Below are 19,751 nucleotides of genomic sequence, written 5' to 3' on the forward strand. Positions count from 1 at the left end.
TGCAATAATCTGACGCCTAATCAGGCTCATTTAGCCAGTGGAGCATTAAAGCGAAGATGGATCGCTAAAAAGAAGGTAAAAACAACAGAAATAGCAGTGTAAAGCTTAATTTGCACATCTGTAAAGCTTAATTTGCGCATCTGTAAAGCAAATAATGAATTATTTCAATAACCTGTAAAGTCAATCCTGAAACTTCTTGCAAAAACTGTAAAGTTTTTCTGTACTAAGACACTATGCGGGAAATACTGATTTTTACTGCTTCTTTATCCGCTTAGATACCGCTTTGATACCCATTATCCTACGTTAATCCTACGTTCATGAACGTAGGATTAACGTAGGATAATGGGTATCAAAGCGGTATCTAAGCGGGTCTCAGGTAAACCGAAACCAGGGTTAAGGTTCGGTCGATGTTCGGTCAACCTAGCCTCATCCTCCCTTCATCTTCCGTTCGGGAACGGAAGATGAAGGGAGGATGAGGCTAGGTCGACCGAATCTCAACTATATCTCAGGTACATAAAAGTTACCTGACCCACTCCGGTACCAATCCGGTACCAACGGTGTACCAATGGCCTCATCTTATGTTCATCTTACGTTCAAAACGTAAGATGAACATAAGATGAGGCCATTGGTACACCGTTGGTACCGGATTGGTAGTGAATCTTTATCGAACACAAAGCCCGAAATGTCTGAGAACAAAAAAAACTTTACAGTTTTACGGTGGAGGTGCAGGATTGACTTTACAGGATGACCGCCTTCTCAACAGCAATACTTACTGCCTGCCAAAAAACCTGTTAAAATAAAACAACTGGTACATGATCGAATTACTCCAGTAATCCCAGTTATGCTCTCCGGGACGTTCAATATAATCGTGAGAAATGCCTTGCTCCAGCAAACGTTGGTGTAACTGGCGGTTCACATCTATGAAAAAGTCCTTTACACCGCAGTCGATGATCAGTGACAGGGAATCGTTCTTTAAACCGGACAATTGGTTCACCACCACATTTTTGTCCCAGTTTTCAGCATGTTCTTTATACGCACCCAGTCTGAGCGCCAGATCCCAGTTATTAGGGAAAGGCCGGAAATCCACTCCCCCGCTCATACTGCCTGCTGCGCCAAACGTCTCCTGATGACGGATGGCCAGGTACAGCGCTCCATGTCCGCCCATACTTAAGCCTGTAATAGCACGGTACTGGCGCGCGGCCTTGGTGCGGTAATGCTGATCTATCCACGCAGGGATCTCCTTACCTACATATGTTTCAAAACGCATGGCACTGTCTACAGGACTATCAAAATACCAACTGCTGAAACCCCCATCAGGAAATACCAGTATTTCCTGGTAGACATCCGCCATGGCGGGAACCGCAGCGATTTTCTTAACGTAATCAGCATAGTTGCCGCTATAACCATGCAGTATGTATACCACCGGATAACGCTGTTTTGCCTTATCCTTATAGCTGTCGGGCGTTACTACCACGCACTTGATGCTTCTGTGCATAGCTTTGCTGAAAATGGCAATTGTGTCCACGCTGGCGGCCTTTGTAGTCAAAAAACCGCTTAAGATTAACAGCGTTCCTATCAGATACTTCATAACCAGAATTTTGCTTCAAAATAATCCGTTTAGGTTATGCCTGCAAATTATTAGTTGGAGAGTGATTTATTTTGATTACTTTTGATATCATATTGATATCAAAACAACATTACTTATGGAAAAGATCATTAAGCCCGTATCGGGCTACCTTGCTATTGTTATGGCCCTGATCAGCCTCCCCTTATCCATCATCTTTTTCGTTATGCTGGGACAAACCGCCAATGCCGGCTATTTCTTCCTGGCAGGGTTATTTTTCCTTGCCTTTATCTTCCTTGTGAAAGGCATACTGATCGTAAACCCCAATCACTCCCGTGTACTCACCTTCTTCGGTAAATACATCGGTACAGTGAAAGAAAATGGACTGATGTGGGTGAACCCGTTATACAAGACAGTACACCTGTCTTTAAGGGCGCATAATCACAACGGACAACAGTTAAAAGTGAACGACAAACTGGGTAACCCCATCGAAATTGCCGCCGTTATTGTATGGAGGGTAAGTGATACTTACAAAGCATCTTTCGAAGTAGACAACTATCTGCAGTATGTGAACGTACAGAGCGAAGCGGCTGTGCGCCACCTGGCAGTAAGCTACCCCTACGACAGAATGGAAGAAGAAGGCGCAGAGCAGGACATCACCCTCCGCGATGGTGGCGATAAAGTGAACGAGATGCTTGAAAGAGAGTTGAATGAACGTCTCGGCCCCGCCGGTATCACTGTACTGGAAGCACGTATCAGTCACCTGGCTTACGCCCCTGAAATTGCAGGCGCCATGTTACAACGCCAGCAGGCAACTGCGATCGTTGCTGCCCGTACCAAGATCGTGGAAGGCGCTGTAGGTATGGTGGAACTGGCACTGGACAGGTTATCACAGAAAGATATCGTGGTACTCGATGAAGAACGTAAAGCAGCAATGGTATCGAATTTGCTGGTTGTACTTTGCGGTGAATCGAAAGTAGCACCTGTTGTCAATACCGGTACACTACATCAATAATCAGTAAATAAGGGGTATGGCGGATAAGAAATCATTCGTATTAAGGGTTGACAGCGAGACTTATGAGGCACTTGAAAAATGGGCTGCTGATGAGTTCAGGAGCATCAATGGTCAGCTGGAGTGGATCATACACCGCGCCCTGAAAGAGGCTGGAAGAACGCCCAAAAAGGGCACTCCCGATAAAGACAAACCCGGAAAGAAACAATAAAAAAAGCCGCGAATTTTTCGCGGCTTTTTTATGTATGATGCTTATTATTTTCTTGCTTTCTGCATCGGGTTACCACCGGTAGATGCACCACGTACACTCTGTGACTGACGGAACAGTTCAAAGCGGGACGGAGCTACTACACGAGGCCATGTATTGTTGGACTCATCGATATCAGCAGTTTCACGCTGAGGATCCAGTTTGATAGCCACTACCTCTTTGTCCTTCGCGAACACCTTGGATACATGGTTTTCGCTCTTACGCCAGATATACGCAGAGATACGGTCAGTTTCCTTAGTACCATCTGCATATGTCCACTCGATGATCAGTGGCATTACCAGACCTCCTACGTTGGAGAAAGATACTTCATAGAAGTTCTTCTTGCTCTCATACAGGCGCTTCTCTTCAGGAGATAGTCCGGCAGTGAAAGTTTCATAGGCCGCCTTATCTTCCGGTGTTACTTCAAAGCGGTTCCATTTCACGTAGAAGTCCTGCAGGCTTGTATCCTGATCTACCACAAACTGCATACCGGCAGCCTTGTTACGGGCACGGGATATGTGGTCAGCAGCGCGATCGTACTTCTGTTTTGCTTCCGCTTTGCTGATCTGCGGATTTTTTGTATCCAGGCGGAACCATTTCACGCTATCCAGGGAAATATCAACTGGTTCGATACCATAGAACCAGCCACGCCAGAACCAATCCAGGTCTACTGCAGATGCATCTTCCATGGTACGGAAGAAGTCAGCAGGTGTTGGATGTTTGAATGCCCATCTGCGTGCATATTCACGGAAAGCGAAATCGAACAATTCTCTGCCCATTACCGTCTCACGCAGAATGTTCAGCGCAGTAGCTGGTTTTGCGTAAGCATTTGGTCCAAACTGTACGATGTTCTCAGAGTTCACCATGATAGGCTCCAGCTGATCTTTCGGCATCTTCATGTAGTCGGTGATCTTGTAGGCCGGTCCGCGGTTGGAAGGGAAGTTATTGTCCCACTCCTGTTCTGTCAGGAACTGGCAGAAAGTATTCAGACCTTCATCCATCCATGTCCACTGACGCTCGTCAGAGTTCACGATCATCGGGAAGAAGTTGTGTCCTACTTCGTGAATGATCACACCGATCATACCGTTTTTGGTAGACTCGGAGTAAGTACCGTCTTTCTCTGCACGACCGTAGTTGAAGCAGATCATCGGATATTCCATACCATTGGCAGCTTCAACGGAGATAGCTACCGGATAAGGGTAAGGAATGGTGTGTTTGGAATATGTCTTAACGGTATGCGCTACTACTTTGGTAGAGTAACGGTTATACAGCGGATAAGCTTCCGGACCGTAATAAGACATCGCCATTACTTTCTTACCTTCCACATTGGTAGCCATCGCATCCCATACCAGGCGGCGGGAAGATACCAGGGCGAAGTCACGTACATTCTGCGCTTCATATACCCATGTCTTACGACCCGTAGCATGTCCTGCCAGTGCTTTCTTAGCCTCATCCAATGTTACCACTTCCACAGGCTGTTTTGCAGACTGTGCCTGCTGCCAGCGCTGGAATTGTGCGGATGTCAGCACGTCTTTGTAGTTCTGACATTCACCGGTAGCACCTACCACGTGATCAGCAGGAACGTTCATGCTCACTTTGAAATTACCAAAGGTCAGCGCAAACTCACCACGGCCGGTGAACTGTTTGTTCTGCCATCCCTGGAAGTCGGAATATACTGCCAGGCGTGGATACCACTGGGTAATTGTATAGAGGTAGTTCTTGTCTTCAGGAAAGTATTCATAACCACCACGGCCGCCCTGTACCATACGGTCAGAGATGTTGTACCACCACTCTACCTTAAAGCGGAGCTTCTGGCCCGGCTGCAGTGTCTGTGGCAGGTCAATGCGCATCATGGTCTGGTTGATGGTGTAAGGTAAAGCCTTGCCGCTTTCGTCGGTCAGCTTCACGATGTTCACACCGAATTTCTTGCTGCCCGGATTACCCAGTATGCCGTTTACAGTACGCATACTCATCTTTTCAGACATAGAGCTGCCATCGAAGCTGTTGTTGTCGCTTTTCAGGTCGTGCTCATTTTCGTCCAGCTGCAGCCAGATGTAGGTCAGCGGGTCGGGCGAGTTGTTGTAATACGTAACAGTTTCCGCACCTGTGAGCTTCTGCTGCTCATCGTCCAGCGTAGCGGTAATGTCGTAGTCAGCCCGTTGCTGCCAGTATTTGGGTCCGGGCGCGCCGGAAGCAGAGCGGTATTCATTAGGATCTGTCAGCATAGTACCCAGCTGCTCAAAGCGGTTACCATGATTAGAGCCTGGATTTTGCGCCTGCGCCAATGCCGTCATAAAGCATAGGGCCAGTGCCAGTTTGAAGGATTTTTTTCTCATAAACAAGTCTATATTACAAAGGTCAGCAGCTTGGTTGATACTGCTTACTTAACCATTAATTCCTGATACCGCTCAGCGGCCATCATAAAAGCAACCCCGAAAATGGCGGACGACAGGAACAAACTCCAGTCTCTCCGCTTTACGCGCCGGATATTTACGACAATAGCTGCCAGTAAAAGTACGCCCGTAACAATCAGGATCTGGCCAAATTCCAATCCCAGGTTAAAGGCCAGCAGGGGACGAACAATATTTGTCTGTGTTCCCAATAAACTTTTCAGGTAACCGGAAAAACCCATTCCATGGATCAATCCGAAAAAACCTGCAAAATAGTAGTTGATCTGTAACTTGCCGGGAACAGTTTGCTTCCTTATTACATTTGAAAAAGCTGTGATGGCTATTGTCACCGGTATAAGGAACTCTATCAGGCTGCTTTTTATGAATACTACGTTCGTTACGCTCAATGCAAGAGTAATAGAATGTCCTATTGTAAACGCAGTCACCAGCACCAGTACCCTTTTCCAGTCTTCCAGCAGGTAAACAGCACATAATGCAGCAATAAATAATATATGATCTATACCGCCCCAATCCACAATATGCTGCCATCCCATCTGAAAATACATCACAAACTCGTTCATTACCCTATATTTGTTGCCAGTTTCAGTAATTATACAAAGGTCATTTTAAAATTTAAAATTTTTTAGGCAAGTGGGGGTATTATTATTTAAATGGTTGCTTACGGCATTGACGGTATTACATCCTTTCTATGTGAGCGTTACGGAAATAACGCACGACAAGTCCAAAAATGAGTTGCAGGTAAGTTGCCGCATCTTTGCCGATGACCTGGAAAATGCCATTAAAAAGCAGTATAAAGCGCCCCTGGATATCGTACATCCTGCCAACAGGGCGGTAACCGACAGCCTGATAGCAGGTTACCTGGCCAGACACCTGTTTGTGACCATCGACGGTAAAGCCGTACGCCTGCAATATCTTGGCTACAAGATCGAAGAAGAGGCAGCCTGGTGCTTCCTGGCTGCTGAAAAGATACCGGCCTTCAAACGCGCCCATGTCAGGAATAACATCCTGTATGACGAGCATCCTAACCAGATCAATATGATCCATGTGATCCAGAACGATGTGCGCAAAAGCACTAAACTCGATAACCCGAAAGCGGATGCTGATTTTTCCTTCTGATCCGGCTAGCGCCTGTCAATGAACTTGATAGGCTTCCTGCTGCCTTCCGGAAACTGCATTTTCATGATATCGGCCTGGGAAACGTAGCGTACCTCCGGTATCACTCTCAGTTTCGCCTGCAGGTAAGAACGGATCTTACGGTCAATGTCCTCCGTTTCCGCCACCGGCCACAGATGCAGCAGTATATCGTCTGTGCCTATTTCGTTAGAGAATACTTCCACCACAAACTCCCGTACTTCCTCCATATCATTCAGCAGGTCAAAAAGCGCAGGTGGGTATAAGGTAGTGCCCTTGTATTTGATCATCTGTTTGCGTCTGCCTATCACGGGCGATAAACGCATGGTATGCCTGCCGCAGGAACAAGGCTCGTCATAATAACGGCAGATATCCCCTGTTTTATAACGCAACAGTGGCATGCCTTCCACGCCCAGGGTGGTGATGGTTACCTCTCCGTCCTCACCAGGACCAACAGGTTGATTGTTATCGTCCAGCAGCTCTATGTACAGCAGCTCCGGGTGATGATGTCCCCCCTGCCCTGCCTTACATTCGGTAAAGGCTGTCTGCATTTCTGTGGAGGCATAGGTGGAATACAGCTTGATGTTCCACTGTTCTGTGATCTTCTTGCCCAGTACATTCAGGGAGAAGTCTACGTTACGGATATTCTCTCCGATACAAACCGCACTCTTTACGGAAGAGTCGTTGATATCGATATTGTGTTCTTTTGCAAAAGCGATCAGCTTCACAATGAAGGAAGGTACCGCTACGATGGTAGTGGGCTGTATGCGGCGGATATTCTCCCATTGCAGGGAGGGTACGCCCGGCCCAACGCGCAGCACACCGGCGCCCAGCTTACGGATGCCGTTGTAGTAAGCCATACCCGCCATAAACTGGCGGTCCAGCGTCAGCATCAGCTGGTAAATGTCATTTTCAGTACCATCTGCACAGCAGAAGGATATGTATTCATTGTAGCTGAGACGCTCCTGGTCTTTCTGTGTCAGCGCAATAATAACGGGGCGGCCCAGCGTGCCTGAAGTAGTTGTATATTCAGCGATCTTGCTTTTATCCACACATAAAAAGTCCCAGTTCTGCTCCTGCAGATGTTCTTTGGTAACGGGCGGGATCAGCCACAGATCGTTCAATGATTTAACGGTAGAAGGCTGTATACCATGGTCTGCGAACCATTGCCGGTAAAAAGGCGAAAACTCACGCAGGTACCCCAGCAGGTGCAATACTTCTTTCTCCTGGAATTGCCTGATAGCCGTTCGTGGCTGCAGTTCAATGTTAGGTATATACATGGTACTCAGTTTTCAGATCTCTATTACCACCATGGCAATAGCGGTTGCTTTCACATGGGATAAGGAAACCAGTATCTGTTTAATCTGTAATTCACTATAGCAGGACACAGCATTACCGGTCAGCTGTAGTAAGGGTTTTCCTGTTTCCTCATTCCTGATCTCTATCTCGTTGAAGTTGATCTTTCCGTGCCCCCAGCCTGTGCCCATGGCTTTCAGGAAGGCTTCCTTCGCGGCAAAGCGGGCTGCATAGGACTCAGCAGGATTGGCCTGTTGCTCACAATAAGCTATTTCATGCGGTGTAAATACCATGTCCCGGAATCCTTTTCCTTTTTCCATCTTCGCCGCAACGCGGTCTACTTCGATGATATCAGTACCGATCCCGTATATCATGTTAATTACTTTTAGCGCATTTCTCCAATTGTGTGCGGATATGATCTTCCTCTCCTTTCGTTGCTATCACTTTGGTCAATGCTGTTTTATAATAACCGGCTGCAGCTGTATACTGTTTATGCTTAAACGCATAATCGCCCGCCAGCACATAAGCATGATAGTATTCAGGATTAAGACGGATCAGTTGTTTTACATCAACTTCCTTCCCATCCATGATCTCAGCCTTCATTGCCCTGAAAGCTACGAAAGATCTATAATCCTGCGTTTGCAGGAAAGGATCTGCTGCTATGGTCTGTGTGCTGTCATAGATCTCGTGGTCATATTGCAGCCCTTTCATGTTAAACACAGAGTCCAGGTTATAAGCCACAAATTTACCCAGCTGCCAGGGGGCTGTAGATACCCATACCATCTTCTTCTTAGGCTCAAATACCACGGCATGGTGCGCGATCAGCTGATTAATCGCTCTTTCATTTCCCATGCCGATATTCTCTCCGCGCAGTCCGTAGCGGTCGCGCAGGATGTCGACTGTCTTCTGCACGGTATTCGGCCCATGCTGTTGCAGTAGTTCTGAAAGGCGGTTGAAGCGGTAACCGGAAGCAGTTTCATCTCTTTGTTTGATGTTCTTTTCTTCCTTACCCAGCGTAGCGCCCTGGAAGTGATTGGTACAGGTGATGAATTGTTCCTTAGGATCGTATATATCTATCTTCTCAGGCGTTTTCTCGATAATAGCTGCGCGATTATCTTCTGCGGAACCTACCAGGAAAGATTCTGATACGAACATCTTATGCTTGTTGGCGATAGTCCAGGCCTCATCGATGTTCTTCGCATACTGCAGTATTTCTCTTGCTACCAGCGACACAGGTGTGGCGGAACCGGTAGGAATATCACTTTTATCGGCATTGATGGTAACTGTCAGTCCTTTTTCATTCATACCTGAAGCTACGCCTGTAAAACCCGCCCAGGTCACCATCATAAAGCGGTAACCCTTTTCAGGGCGATAGAATGCTACTATCTTATCTTCTGCGAATTTATCGCCTACATAAAAATCAAAGTTGCGGCCAATGATCAGGCTACTGTCGGCAGAAGCGCCATTCCAGGTGCCGAAAGAGGTACAGGCTACAAGCGCCATATTCTGCAGGGCGTGCCCTATATCGTGTGCAGCGTGATAGTTGAGGATGCGCTCATAGTTAGAGCCGATGAAATCATATCTGTCAGATGCGGAAAAAGAGATACCATAGATCTCTTCTTTGTTTTCTTCAGCGATATTATCAGCCAGATGCCTGTTAAAGAAACCTACGAAGTAGCGGAGGAATTTCAGGTACGTTTGTGAAGGGATCATTTTTTTGATCTGGTCAGTGAAATGATCTTCCTGCCGCTGTACCAGCTCTGCTGTCAGTTTACCTTCCACTACCCCTCTTTCAAAGGGCTTTCCTTCCACATACAATTCATACAGGCCACTCTCGCTTTTGCGGAACCAGCTGTTGCCGAGGGTGTAGCTGGTACTGTCCAGCGGTTTACGCTGCCATTGAAGGGATTGTTTGTCTGCAATTGCAGGCGGGTCTATATGTGATACGCTGACTACATAAATAACCAGTATGATCAGTAGTAATACAATCGTGCCCGTTACATATAACAGCGCCTTGCCCAGTGTACGCCATCCACTCCGTTTCTTTCCCTTATTCAATGACATCTCTCTAATAGTTTATGCTGCGTTAATATCGTTAATGAGCTTTTCCATGCCCAGCAGTACCGAACTGGTGACCACTGCCGTCATCGTTACGCCCAAAATTCCATGCAAGTTCAGGTTTTGCCCGGTAAGATACAAATTAGGTAACCGGGTTGCCGCTGAGATCATTGTTTTCAGCGGATCAGCCGCATCTTTCGCAATGCCGTACATGCTGCCTTCCGGCATAGCCAGATAGTCCCTGTATGTCAGCGGTGTAGAGGAATAATAGGCATGTATACAGTTGCGGAGCCCCGGGAACTGTTTCTCCACGGCATCCAGCAGTTTCTCTGATCTTTCTTTCTTGAACGCCTGGTAGTCAGGGCACCGCACATCCGGCTGTGAGTCTGTGTTGAAAGTATTATGCCAGCGTTCCACATCTGCATAACGCATATAGGTCATGATAGACAGGTTATCGGCATACTGTTCCTTTCCTGTACCGGCAGACACAAACAGGGCATAGGTATTCGGCCAGTTATCGGAAGTATAGTTCACGCCATCCCAGGCATTATCCGAATCGTGATGATAGTAGTTATAGTTCTGGTAAGGAAAAGTACCCGGCTTCAGTACTACGTTCAGCATAAAGGTGCCTGGCGTATTCTCAAGTGTACATATCCTGGCTTTATAGGCCTGGCGCAGGCTGACGCTCTCCGTCATCTCCATGGTCTTTGCAGGATGCAGACCAGAGATGTAGTGCCTTGCAGAGACCTGTTCTCCGCTGGCCAGTACAATATGATCTACCTTGCCATCAAATTCCACGATGCGTACCACTTCTGCATTGCGGATAATATTCCCCCCATGTTCTCTGATCACTTTGTTCAGCGCACGGGATATCTGGGAACCGCCGTCCACACATTTCCAGGAACTTTCTATATAACTGTGCTGTACCAATGCGTGTACATAGAACGGCGTCTTACCCTGCTCGCCCGCGTACAGCAGATTATTACCTGCCAGTACATGCTGCAGTCGCTCATTCTTCGTAATACTGCTGATGAAATCGTGTGTATCAAGTCCCATTACTGATTCCTTCTCACGGTAGTCTCCCATCCGCAGGTTGAACAGGGGGAATTTGCTGCACACTTCCTGCATTTTTTCACAGTATGCATGCAGTGCATCTTTTTCTCCGGGAAAATCTTTCAGCAGTTGTTCTGTAAAATTATCATAGCCCTGGGCCAGCTTATATGCTTTCTGCTCATTGCCAAAATGAATATGATCAAATCCATCCATGTCCAGCTGCCGCAGCTTCATTTTGTCCGTGATGCCCAGGTAACGGAATACCTGGTGCAGGTTCTGCCCTTCACCTAGTCCGCCGATATAATGTACACCTGAATCAATAATTGCTTTGTCGCGCGAAAATGTTTGCAGACAGCCGCCTATCTGCCGGTTCTTTTCATAGAGGCAGACCTTGTAGCCATTCTTGCTGAGAATAGCGCCACAAACCAGGCTTCCCAGCCCGCTACCTATTATGATCACATCATATTGCATGTACAGGGGATAACTTTTTGATAATGAAAATTACGTTGGAGGTATATTTTGTATTGTCTATCTGTTCCATTACCGCTCCATTGGCCGTAACAATCTCCCTGATACGGGAAGAAGAGAAAAACGACAATGGCTTATCTTTCGTCTTATTGAATCCGATCAGCTTAGTAGAAAAGAATTCAGTGAGCTTCGTGCCTTCATGCCTTTCCTTCAGATCGCTGTCACCGTCACGTACGATGATCACACCATCAGGTCCCAGCTGACTGATACAGGCGGAGAGAACCTTCTCCTGTTCGGCTGGTTGCAGGTAATGCAGCACATCACTGATCACATAGGCATCATACTGTCCGAAGGCATAATTAGTCACATCTGCATGTTCAAAACTCACGTGTTCATTGCGCAGGTAACAATGCTGTGCGGTAATGATCTTCTCTTCATCGTAGTCTATTCCCTTCATTACACGTTCTTCAGACAGCCAGTGCAGCATGTAGCTCATAAAGCCGTATCCGCAGCCAATGTCGAGAATACGTCCGCGTTTAGGTAACAACTGGTCGAACAATGCGTAGTTACCTTCAAGTTTTGTTTTAATGCGCATGTACCATTCCAGTACAGGCCCTTTGTAAATATAGTTGTAGATGAGTTGTTCCCTGAAATAAGCCGGCACTTCAATTTCCTCACGCAGTTCTTCGTATTCTGCCTTGAAATAACGGCTGATCTGTTTAGTACGCGCTGTATAATTCTCTCCCCAGGAAGTATCGCCAGCTTTGATCCTTGGCAGGTACTTCACGGTGATGGTACCATCTTTCAGCAGGAAGTCATTTTTGCTCATCGTATACGCTGTACCATGCAAGACGATCGGCAGTATATCCAGCCCCATCTGTTCTGCGATGTAGAATGCGCCCTTATGGAAACGTTTGATGGAGGCATCGGGAGAACGGGTTCCTTCCGGATAAACCACGATAGAGTACCCCTCTTCCACCTTCTTTCTCAGCTTGTCGATACTACCTTCCGCTCCCTCTGCTACAGGATAATAATCGCCCATTTTCACTACAGCGCCGAATACCGGTGAGTTCCATACCCACTCACTGGTCAGCAGGATCACCTTTGGATTCAACATCGTAGACACCAGGATGTCCAGGAAAGACTGGTGATTGCTGATGATCACTGCAGGTGTTTCCATCTTCTCTCCTGCCGGATTAATGATGTTCTTTTTTACGTTACCCATGATATAGATCACGGACTTCGTATAAGCTGATAAAATCCGGTGGTATATATATTTCGCTTTCGTCTTTTTCTTAAACGGATTGAATTTCACCAGCACCCATCCTATGACTGTCAACACCAAACAACCTGAAGTAAAGTAAGCGAAGGCAAATACAGATTTCGCCCATCCATGTAAGGTCCACGGCGCTCTGCCTTTACGCGTACGGCTCGTGATCAGCCAGTTGAAGAGCAGCGGGATCATCACCTGCGAGATCAATACCACACAGCTGATACCGATGATAGAGATCAATGCGACGGAACGCAATGACGGGTGCTGCGCAAATATCATCACACCTATTCCCAGTACGGTCGTAATGGCAGAAAGGAAGATGGAAGACCGGAAGGAAGAAAGGTTTTCCTCTTTACCTGACTTATACTGCTGTAACAAGCCATCCATTGTGAAGATGCTATAGTCATCCCCCAAACCAAATATGAACGTACTGAGAATAATATTTACTATGTTGAACTTAATACCGAACAGCCCCATAATACCTAATATCCAGATCCAGCTGATAAGCATCGGAATAAAGGTGATCAGTGCTAACTCTATGCGACCGTAAGAAATCAATAGCGCAAAGAATACGAGCAAAGATGTCATCCAGGCTATACTGTTGAATTCTTTACGCAACACTTCTGCCAGCCGGTTGGCCACGTATTGTTTGTCCAGCACTGTTGTATGCTCTTGTTCTCCTAAAACTTTATATAATGCTGCTTTGCGGGCGGGATCTACTTTCAGCAGGGTAACGAGTGATACACGGCCTTTTTTCTCTGTGATAAAGTCGCCCAGGTTACCAGCGCGTAATGGCTGCAAGTCACTTTCCGGAATAGCTGTAAAGTCCTGCTGTAGCCAGTGTGCAAAGGGGGCAAATGCGGCCGCTTTATAACCCACTGCCGGTCCATGCTGCTGCAGGTAATTCACCAACTGTTGCTTCTTTTCAGGCGTCCAGTACCTGTTCCATCGCTGTATCCTTTGCTGCTGTTCCTGCCGGGACATCAGTAAAGTATTCACACCTGCGTATTTCTTTATAATACCTTGTTCCTGTAACTGGTGCACCAGTGGCAATAAACGTTCGCTGTTTTGCAATGCAACATCCAGACTAACGCCGTCGGTAACGAGATAGATGGATTGTGCAGAATAGGCATTTACCTGATTAAACTTTGCTTCTGCGGCTTTCAGTTCAGGACGCATAAAGTTCATGCGCATCATGTCGCTTTCAAATTCCACTTTTCCAGATGTGAAAAAGAAAATGACAGTAAGCAGCAGTATAGCAATTACCAGATATTTATTCTTCTCAGGTTTGTAGGCTGCCAGTTTATCGATCCAGGTATGCGTATAAGTCTTGGTTTGAGTCGTTTTCTCACCTAATACAATCCAATGTGGCAGGAATATCAGTGAAAACAATGCAGCACCTATCAGGCTGTATGCTGCAAATTGACCGACGTCGTGTAAAATAGGCGATTGTACAAATTGCAGGCAAAGAAAACCACCTACTGTTGTAAAGCTTCCTATGGTCATCGGTTCAGCCAGATCACGGATCACGTCACGGATGTCAGTGGCATGGCGATGGTGATTAAAAATATGCAGGGAATAATTTACAGCAATACCCAGTACCGCAGCCCCTACCCCCAGTGCCATTCCGGAAATACTACCCTGAACAATGGCGATAATGGCTATAGAAAACAATGCACCGAACAACACTGGCAACATGATCAGTAATGGAGCACGCTTCCTTCGGAAGAAAAATGCAATCAATACTACCAGTATTGTTATTGTAATACCAAGGGTCAGCCACACATCCTGTTTGATCTGGGTCGCATTACCCGCAGATACCGCGGCTGCTCCGAAAAAGGAAGCCTCGGTAATTGCTGTGCTTTTCTGTAGTGTATCTATTTCTGCCTGCAACCCCTTCAGAAGACCTACATTCTTTGCAGTAGCGCTCGCAGGATTGGCAGGTGTAATGAACAATAACAAATGCCGCTGATCTTTGCTCATCACAAAGCCGTCATACAGCTCGAACTGTTCATCATACTGCAGGTGCTGCAGTTTCTTAATACCCAGCCAGGACATTCCCACAGGATCGGCTGCAATAACTTTCTTCACTACCAGGCCGGCAGGTGATATCAGGGTATGATAATTATTTTCCAGTGTCTGCTGCAGCCTGTCGGGCATGATCAGCGAGTCGATCTTCTGATAGTCTTTTTCTTCCAGGAATACCGGCAGGTGTTGCTGTATCACCTGCATCAGGTCCAGCACGGCCGCGTCTTCCACCTGTGCCTGGAATTGTTTGATGTAAGGCGCATAGCGCTCGTTCACACGGGCAGTCAGCGCCTGTGCAAAAGCAGTGAGGCTGTCGGGCTGGGCGGCCTGTGTAGTATCTTTCTGAGAGATGGTGATCACCAGTTTGTCGGCAAACCGGGAATCGTTGAACACCTGCTGTAACTTATCGAGTTTTTTGTCCTGTGGCAGGATACGGGTAATATCTTCTTCCAGCTTAATACGGGATGCGAAATAACCGGCCAGGAAGAAACAGGCAATGGTACAGGTCCATAGCCAGGCCTTATGCCGGTGGAAGAAATTATATATACTTACAAATAACTTACCCATATCAATTCATACTGTACACTAGCTGACCTGTTTCACAGGATCTCTACGGAAGAGGGCCAGCAGTATATAAACGAGCAAAAATGCCAGCACACCTGCTATTATTGCCAGGGTGACAGCTCCGGTCAAATATTGAAACAAATTCTGTTTGATCATGTCAAGTGTAAGATCGCTGGTAAGCGGCGGCAGGATACTGCCGTCTGTTATCCAGATCTTTCCTGTTGCAAAACTCGCAAAGATCACAAAGGGGATCATTGGCGGCAGGCTGACATGGCAGAACATAAACACCAATGCTTTATTCAGCCGGAATAACACAGCCAATGCCAGTGCCGTCACCATCTGGAATCCCCAGATAGGTACAATACCCATAAATACGCCAAAGCCAACAGAGAGTGCCTTACGGGCATTGGTCTCTTCTTTATTCAGTACATGCTCATACCACATTATACGCCAGCTTTCAGCCTTGAACAGGAAGCGGATGAAATCGCGCGGTTTGATGTACAGGAAAGTGATCAGCACCAATACAGTATTCAGTACACTGATACGCGAAAAATCCCTGAAAGGGCGGAAATGGGACACTCTCTCCTCTGCAGGAGGATAGTATACCTTAATAGGCGCCCAGTCAATTTTAACGCCTTTCCAGGCACTGCGCACCAGCACTTCTATTTCGAACTCATACTTGGTACACCAGAAACGCATTTTGCGCATGGCATGAACAGGATATAAACGATAACCGGATTGTGTATCCGGACCTTTCAATCCTGTTTCTACATAAAACCAGAAATTGGAAAACTTGTTCGCAAAAGTGTTCTTACCGGGCATGTTTTCCTGTTGCAGGTTACGTGCGCCGATGATGATAGCCTTGCGTTCTGTTTCCAGTTTCTCCAGCAACACAGGCAGATCAGAAGCAAAATGCTGTCCGTCGGCATCCATTGTGATGACATATTCATATCCCTGGTCTACAGCGAAGCGGAAACCACGACGCAGCGCGATGCCTTTACCCTTGTTGGATATATATTCCACCCGTTGTATTTCGGGGAAAGCATCAAGTATAGTGGATGTATTGTCAGTGCTGCCATCATTTACCACAATGACATGGGTGGTATAAGAGAGTACATCCCTTAATACCGCCTCCAGCGTTTTCGCATTGTTGTAGGTTGGCACCAGTACTGCAGCTTTCTGTGCAGTAAACTGATCATGATATGTTGTAGTATCGGTCATTATGCTTCAACAAATATTCCCTGGAATTTCATAAAAGTGAGCGCCTCATATTTCAGGGATGCAGTCACTTTTATCTCCCCCTCCTGCAGTTTGTACTGAACACCTATCTCTACCTTCGGATTCGCCGTAGGATCGATCATGTTCAGGAACTTCATCTGCGACGCCTTTTTCAGCAGCACCTTCTTCTGCAGTAGTCTTTCCAGCAGTTCCTGGATGGTCTGCATCATACAAACACCCGGCACAACGGGACGGCCAGGGAAATGTCCTTCAAATACAGGATGGGCTGCATTCCACAAAACCTGGTAAGTTGCGGTTTCACCGGCAGACTGCTCCTGCTCAAGCGTGTATAGTTTTCCTGCTAACATTATTTCTGTACGCGTTGTAATGATATATTAAAAGTAAAGCCCTGGTGGCGGATAGCGATTGTATCCGGTACGCCGGCTTCATAATGTCCCAGCCATACCTTTACCACCGGCTTGCGTTTGGAAGATTTCTCAATCCTTTCCAGCCGCTCACAGGCAGTATCAGTGATATAATAGTTGTTGCCTTTTGCCGTAGGCACCACGGTGTAATGATAAGTACTGTCCTGCATGACATGCGCCCGGCTCAGATCAGGTCGCAGCAATACAAGTTCAAAATCACTACGCAGTGTTTTTACCACTGCTTTTTTATCCATCTTTGGCAGCATGTAATGTTTTACAAAACCACCATCTCTGGTAAATTCGAAATCAAAGAACTTAAAGCCCATCTCATTGGCAAATACCACCCGCAGGCTGCTGTCGGGCATCTGCTTGAAGAAAAGCAATCCGCTAAGATGATGCTGCAGTATATCCACCTGTGTGCTGTACAGGGTGTTGGCAAACTGCGGACGGAATTTCGTAATACAATTTACATCGCCACTGCTTTGCTGCAGGTTTTTATAGGCAGAGCTACAACCGGACAATAGTCCCATCAGCAGTAAACTATTTAACAGCAAAGACCGCATCGGGAATATTTACGTTCAGTTGTTTGTGCAAAAAGCTGATGCTGGTATCATCGCCACCCGCCTCATACATCTGGATCTTCGACACAGAATAATCTTTCTTGTCAACCAGGAGGTGAATGGTTTTGAAATACTGCGCCAGCGATTTATTTACCGGTGTCAGCTCCAGCAGATAAGACTGGGCATTCTCCAGGATGCGGGTATTGAAGTCGGCATTATTCACCACATTGCCCTGTACACAGTCAACCGTGATCTTGTTGATCTGTTCAAACAGTTTGTTGCCTTTGGTAGATACGCGGTTCTCTTTCTGTCCGTCCTTCGTCTTAATATCTTTTCCGTTCATCACCAGGAGATAATAGGAAGGCTGCATATATTCCATACGTACCTTATTCTCTTTCCTGAACCAGAACTTACCCTTAGATACGATCTTGTCGGATAACATGCTCAGGTTCTTCTCCTGTACAAAATCGCACTGAATGGATTGTGTAGCCTGGGAAGCCTTTGCAAACTGTTGTTTGAAAGCCGCTGCATCTGCTACCGGCTTAAAGCCCGGCTGCTGCGCCATTGTCGTTATGGCGCATGCTATACAACCCAATATCAAAAGCCATCTACGCATAAGCGGGTATGTTTAATAATTTGTCGATTCGTTCAATACGGTATCCTTCCTTTTTCAGATGTTGTATCAGCGATGGCAATGCCTGTACTGTTACTTCCATCGAGTCGTGCAGCAATAATACTGCTCCCGGTCTGATACCTTGCCTGATCCTTTCCAGCAGCTGGTCTTTATCTTTCGCCACGGTGTCGAGCGAGCGGATATTCCAGCCGATGGGCGTGTAAGTACCCTTCCTGATCGCTTTGGCGAGATTCGGATTCGTCACCCCGTATGGCGGACGGAAAAGCCTGGGTCTTTTACCTGTCACACTTTCTACTGCATCATCCACCTGTTTCATTTCAGCCAGCATTTTAGCGGAACCGAACATATCGAACCAGAAGTGATGAGAAAAGCTATGGTTTCCGATCACATGTCCTTCGGCATCTATACGACGCAATAGCGGTTCATTCCCCCCTATCCTGTTACCGATGCAAAAGAAAGCCGCGGGCGCCTGTTCTCTTTGCAGAATGTCGAGGATCTCCGGCGTATGTTGCTGCAGGGGACCATCATCGAACGTAATAGCGATCACTTTTTCTTTTGTATCGGCCGCACATACCACCGGTATATAAAAGTTCGATCCGATATTGCATGCTCCCCATACCAGCGCCGCTACATAAGGCAGCGGCAGTAACAGGAATACCCACCAGGGCAATGTCAGCCACAGGTTATGTACCAGCAGCGCGGCTGCGAGCAACACAAACAGGCCGATATTTGCAATACGGTGTGTCAGCATGCCGTTAGCAGGATCAGTGAATGATGCGTTTGTTTATGATGATTATAGATCAGGACCTTCTTAAACTGTTCCGGTGCCTGTCCTTTCAACAGCGCAGCAGCAGGCACCTGTTGTTCTGCCAGTATCCTGTTGCCCAGCCACATACCGAAGGAAGCCGCAGTAGGATATTCCCCGCAGAGATGTTTGAAAGCTGCCACCGGTTTACCGGCAAACAATGTATCCTCCACATACTCATACCATTCATCTCCGCTGGCGTCTCCGTTTCGGCCGGTAATGATCATACTCACTTCATCCGGACTGCAGTTATGCGCGGCCAGAAAAGAAGTGATTTCAGGCGAGATTTCGGCCTTACCTGCCGGTTTGTATATAGTGGTCAGTCCTGTCAGTTTAGCCTTTGTATCGGGCCCTTTTTGCGTTCCCAGCACAAAACAGGCCGCTCCCTCTCCTGCTACCGTACCATGCGTGTTGCTTTTCAGCAGCTGCTCATGGGTAACGGGCTCTTTCTTGTACAGATCGAAGCGGGAAAGGATATTGAAACTATGATTGGTCAGTTCGTCCATGGCACCTGCAAGGATGCTGGAAGAACGTCCTTCTCTCAGTATCATGATGCTGTCCAGCAAAGCACTTTCGAAAGAGAAGGCTTTGTGCACAAAAGTATTGTTGTATGCATGACAGCCCAGCATTAACGCGATCTGTCCTGCTACGGTATTATGAGTGGACTGGATGAACGCTGTGGGCGTTAACATCTCTTCCTGCTGATTGATCATTTTTGAAAGGAAAACACCGGTATCATCCAGGCAGCCATACGCAGTTCCGGTGATGATCGCATCGGGGATCTGCACGCCTGCTTCCTGCAGACTAAGCTTCGCTGCAGCCACGCCCATTTTAATAACACGGCTCATGCGGCGTATCAGCTTCACATCTATCCATTGTTTATAATCAGGCTCCCACGCCTTCAGGCGCGGCCCTTCCCAGGGCAACACCGCAGCCGGGAATGCGTTACCTGCCGCAGTCTCCTGCGGTGACACACAACCTGTTCCTTGTATATAGATGTTCAT

The 19,751-nt window shown here is 47.0% G+C and carries 17 protein-coding genes; 3 read left to right on the top strand and 14 right to left on the bottom strand.

The genetic code is table 11. The annotated features are described in order from the left end of the window. Positions 1 to 769: 769 nt before the first annotated feature. Positions 770 to 1,588 (bottom strand): alpha/beta hydrolase, encoded by an 819-nt coding sequence (locus L3C95_RS21735; RefSeq protein ID WP_236390755.1) that lies wholly within the window; start codon positions 1,586 to 1,588, stop codon positions 770 to 772. Positions 1,589 to 1,703: 115 nt separating this feature from the next. Between L3C95_RS21735 and L3C95_RS21740 the strand changes: the two genes are divergently transcribed. Continuing rightward, positions 1,704 to 2,579 (top strand): SPFH domain-containing protein, encoded by an 876-nt coding sequence (locus L3C95_RS21740; RefSeq protein WP_236390756.1) that lies wholly within the window; start codon positions 1,704 to 1,706, stop codon positions 2,577 to 2,579. A gap of 16 nt (positions 2,580 to 2,595) precedes the next feature. Continuing rightward, a complete protein-coding gene (locus L3C95_RS21745) occupies positions 2,596 to 2,787 on the top strand; it encodes a hypothetical protein (RefSeq protein WP_236390757.1) in 192 nt (63 codons plus the stop codon). Between the two features lie 44 nt (positions 2,788 to 2,831). On the opposite strand, the gene L3C95_RS21750 is transcribed toward L3C95_RS21745, so the two are convergent. Both L3C95_RS21750 and L3C95_RS21755 read right to left on the bottom strand, forming a co-directional pair. Continuing rightward, complete coding sequence (locus L3C95_RS21750) at positions 2,832 to 5,159, bottom strand: M1 family metallopeptidase (RefSeq protein WP_236390759.1); 2,328 nt, start codon at positions 5,157 to 5,159, stop codon at positions 2,832 to 2,834. A 44-nt stretch (positions 5,160 to 5,203) separates the two neighbouring features. Further along, entirely contained in the window at positions 5,204 to 5,794 is a 591-nt protein-coding gene (locus tag L3C95_RS21755) for a HupE/UreJ family protein (protein ID WP_236390760.1), read from the bottom strand. 70 nt (positions 5,795 to 5,864) lie between these two features. Between L3C95_RS21755 and L3C95_RS21760 the strand changes: the two genes are divergently transcribed. Continuing rightward, entirely contained in the window at positions 5,865 to 6,350 is a 486-nt protein-coding gene (locus L3C95_RS21760; RefSeq protein WP_236390761.1) for a DUF6702 family protein, read from the top strand. Positions 6,351 to 6,355: 5 nt separating this feature from the next. Here L3C95_RS21760 and L3C95_RS21765 read toward each other — a convergent pair whose 3' ends face one another. From L3C95_RS21765 to L3C95_RS21815, 11 genes are read right to left on the bottom strand one after another with little or no spacing between them, the layout of a single operon-like run. After that, positions 6,356 to 7,645 carry a phenylacetate--CoA ligase family protein gene (locus L3C95_RS21765; protein WP_236390762.1) on the bottom strand — a complete coding sequence of 430 codons (1,290 nt, stop codon included), beginning with the start codon at positions 7,643 to 7,645 and terminating at the stop codon, positions 6,356 to 6,358. A 12-nt stretch (positions 7,646 to 7,657) separates the two neighbouring features. Next, positions 7,658 to 8,035: a holo-ACP synthase gene (gene acpS, locus L3C95_RS21770; protein WP_236390763.1), complete on the bottom strand. Its 378-nt coding sequence runs from the start codon at positions 8,033 to 8,035 to the stop codon at positions 7,658 to 7,660. A gap of 1 nt (position 8,036) precedes the next feature. Then, positions 8,037 to 9,725: a C45 family peptidase gene (locus L3C95_RS21775; RefSeq protein ID WP_236390764.1), complete on the bottom strand. Its 1,689-nt coding sequence runs from the start codon at positions 9,723 to 9,725 to the stop codon at positions 8,037 to 8,039. 12 nt (positions 9,726 to 9,737) lie between these two features. Continuing rightward, the gene (locus tag L3C95_RS21780) at positions 9,738 to 11,243 is read right to left on the bottom strand and encodes a phytoene desaturase family protein (protein WP_236390765.1); all 1,506 of its coding nucleotides are present in this window, start codon (positions 11,241 to 11,243) and stop codon (positions 9,738 to 9,740) included. After that, positions 11,233 to 15,108 carry a trifunctional MMPL family transporter/lysophospholipid acyltransferase/class I SAM-dependent methyltransferase gene (locus tag L3C95_RS21785; protein WP_236390766.1) on the bottom strand — a complete coding sequence of 1,292 codons (3,876 nt, stop codon included), beginning with the start codon at positions 15,106 to 15,108 and terminating at the stop codon, positions 11,233 to 11,235. Before L3C95_RS21785 ends, L3C95_RS21780 begins: the two co-directional genes overlap by 11 nt. A gap of 18 nt (positions 15,109 to 15,126) precedes the next feature. Continuing rightward, positions 15,127 to 16,326, bottom strand: a complete 1,200-nt coding sequence (locus L3C95_RS21790) for a DUF2062 domain-containing protein (protein ID WP_236390768.1) — start codon at positions 16,324 to 16,326, stop codon at positions 15,127 to 15,129. After that, on the bottom strand, positions 16,326 to 16,691 hold the full coding sequence (locus L3C95_RS21795; RefSeq protein WP_236390770.1) for a 3-hydroxyacyl-ACP dehydratase: 366 nt from the start codon (positions 16,689 to 16,691) through the stop codon (positions 16,326 to 16,328). Before L3C95_RS21795 ends, L3C95_RS21790 begins: the two co-directional genes overlap by 1 nt. Next, positions 16,691 to 17,278: a hypothetical protein gene (locus L3C95_RS21800; protein ID WP_236390771.1), complete on the bottom strand. Its 588-nt coding sequence runs from the start codon at positions 17,276 to 17,278 to the stop codon at positions 16,691 to 16,693. The genes L3C95_RS21795 and L3C95_RS21800 overlap by 1 nt, the downstream gene beginning before the upstream one ends. A 10-nt stretch (positions 17,279 to 17,288) precedes the next feature. After that, positions 17,289 to 17,924 carry a LolA family protein gene (locus L3C95_RS21805; RefSeq protein ID WP_236390773.1) on the bottom strand — a complete coding sequence of 212 codons (636 nt, stop codon included), beginning with the start codon at positions 17,922 to 17,924 and terminating at the stop codon, positions 17,289 to 17,291. Further along, positions 17,917 to 18,693 (bottom strand): polysaccharide deacetylase family protein, encoded by a 777-nt coding sequence (locus L3C95_RS21810; RefSeq protein WP_236390774.1) that lies wholly within the window; start codon positions 18,691 to 18,693, stop codon positions 17,917 to 17,919. The genes L3C95_RS21805 and L3C95_RS21810 overlap by 8 nt, the downstream gene beginning before the upstream one ends. After that, positions 18,687 to 19,751 carry a beta-ketoacyl synthase N-terminal-like domain-containing protein gene (locus L3C95_RS21815; protein WP_236390775.1) on the bottom strand — a complete coding sequence of 355 codons (1,065 nt, stop codon included), beginning with the start codon at positions 19,749 to 19,751 and terminating at the stop codon, positions 18,687 to 18,689. The genes L3C95_RS21810 and L3C95_RS21815 overlap by 7 nt, the downstream gene beginning before the upstream one ends.

The organism is Chitinophaga filiformis (genome assembly GCF_021646545.1).
GTDB lineage: Bacteria > Bacteroidota > Bacteroidia > Chitinophagales > Chitinophagaceae > Chitinophaga > Chitinophaga filiformis_A.

What these genes read in the sequence shown, in the direction of transcription:
- L3C95_RS21735 (WP_236390755.1), bottom strand. Translation starts at nt 1,588, where the DNA reads ATGAAGTATCTGATAGGAACGCTGTTAATCTTAAGCGGTTTTTTGACT.
- L3C95_RS21740 (WP_236390756.1), top strand. Translation starts at nt 1,704, where the DNA reads ATGGAAAAGATCATTAAGCCCGTATCGGGCTACCTTGCTATTGTTATG.
- L3C95_RS21745 (WP_236390757.1), top strand. Translation starts at nt 2,596, where the DNA reads ATGGCGGATAAGAAATCATTCGTATTAAGGGTTGACAGCGAGACTTAT.
- L3C95_RS21750 (WP_236390759.1), bottom strand. Translation starts at nt 5,159, where the DNA reads ATGAGAAAAAAATCCTTCAAACTGGCACTGGCCCTATGCTTTATGACG.
- L3C95_RS21755 (WP_236390760.1), bottom strand. Translation starts at nt 5,794, where the DNA reads ATGAACGAGTTTGTGATGTATTTTCAGATGGGATGGCAGCATATTGTG.
- L3C95_RS21765 (WP_236390762.1), bottom strand. Translation starts at nt 7,645, where the DNA reads ATGTATATACCTAACATTGAACTGCAGCCACGAACGGCTATCAGGCAA.
- acpS (WP_236390763.1), bottom strand. Translation starts at nt 8,035, where the DNA reads ATGATATACGGGATCGGTACTGATATCATCGAAGTAGACCGCGTTGCG.
- L3C95_RS21775 (WP_236390764.1), bottom strand. Translation starts at nt 9,725, where the DNA reads ATGTCATTGAATAAGGGAAAGAAACGGAGTGGATGGCGTACACTGGGC.
- L3C95_RS21780 (WP_236390765.1), bottom strand. Translation starts at nt 11,243, where the DNA reads ATGCAATATGATGTGATCATAATAGGTAGCGGGCTGGGAAGCCTGGTT.
- L3C95_RS21785 (WP_236390766.1), bottom strand. Translation starts at nt 15,108, where the DNA reads ATGGGTAAGTTATTTGTAAGTATATATAATTTCTTCCACCGGCATAAG.
- L3C95_RS21790 (WP_236390768.1), bottom strand. Translation starts at nt 16,326, where the DNA reads ATGACCGATACTACAACATATCATGATCAGTTTACTGCACAGAAAGCT.
- L3C95_RS21795 (WP_236390770.1), bottom strand. Translation starts at nt 16,691, where the DNA reads ATGTTAGCAGGAAAACTATACACGCTTGAGCAGGAGCAGTCTGCCGGT.
- L3C95_RS21800 (WP_236390771.1), bottom strand. Translation starts at nt 17,278, where the DNA reads ATGGGACTATTGTCCGGTTGTAGCTCTGCCTATAAAAACCTGCAGCAA.
- L3C95_RS21805 (WP_236390773.1), bottom strand. Translation starts at nt 17,924, where the DNA reads ATGCGTAGATGGCTTTTGATATTGGGTTGTATAGCATGCGCCATAACG.
- L3C95_RS21810 (WP_236390774.1), bottom strand. Translation starts at nt 18,693, where the DNA reads ATGCTGACACACCGTATTGCAAATATCGGCCTGTTTGTGTTGCTCGCA.
- L3C95_RS21815 (WP_236390775.1), bottom strand. Translation starts at nt 19,751, where the DNA reads ATGAACATCTATATACAAGGAACAGGTTGTGTGTCACCGCAGGAGACT.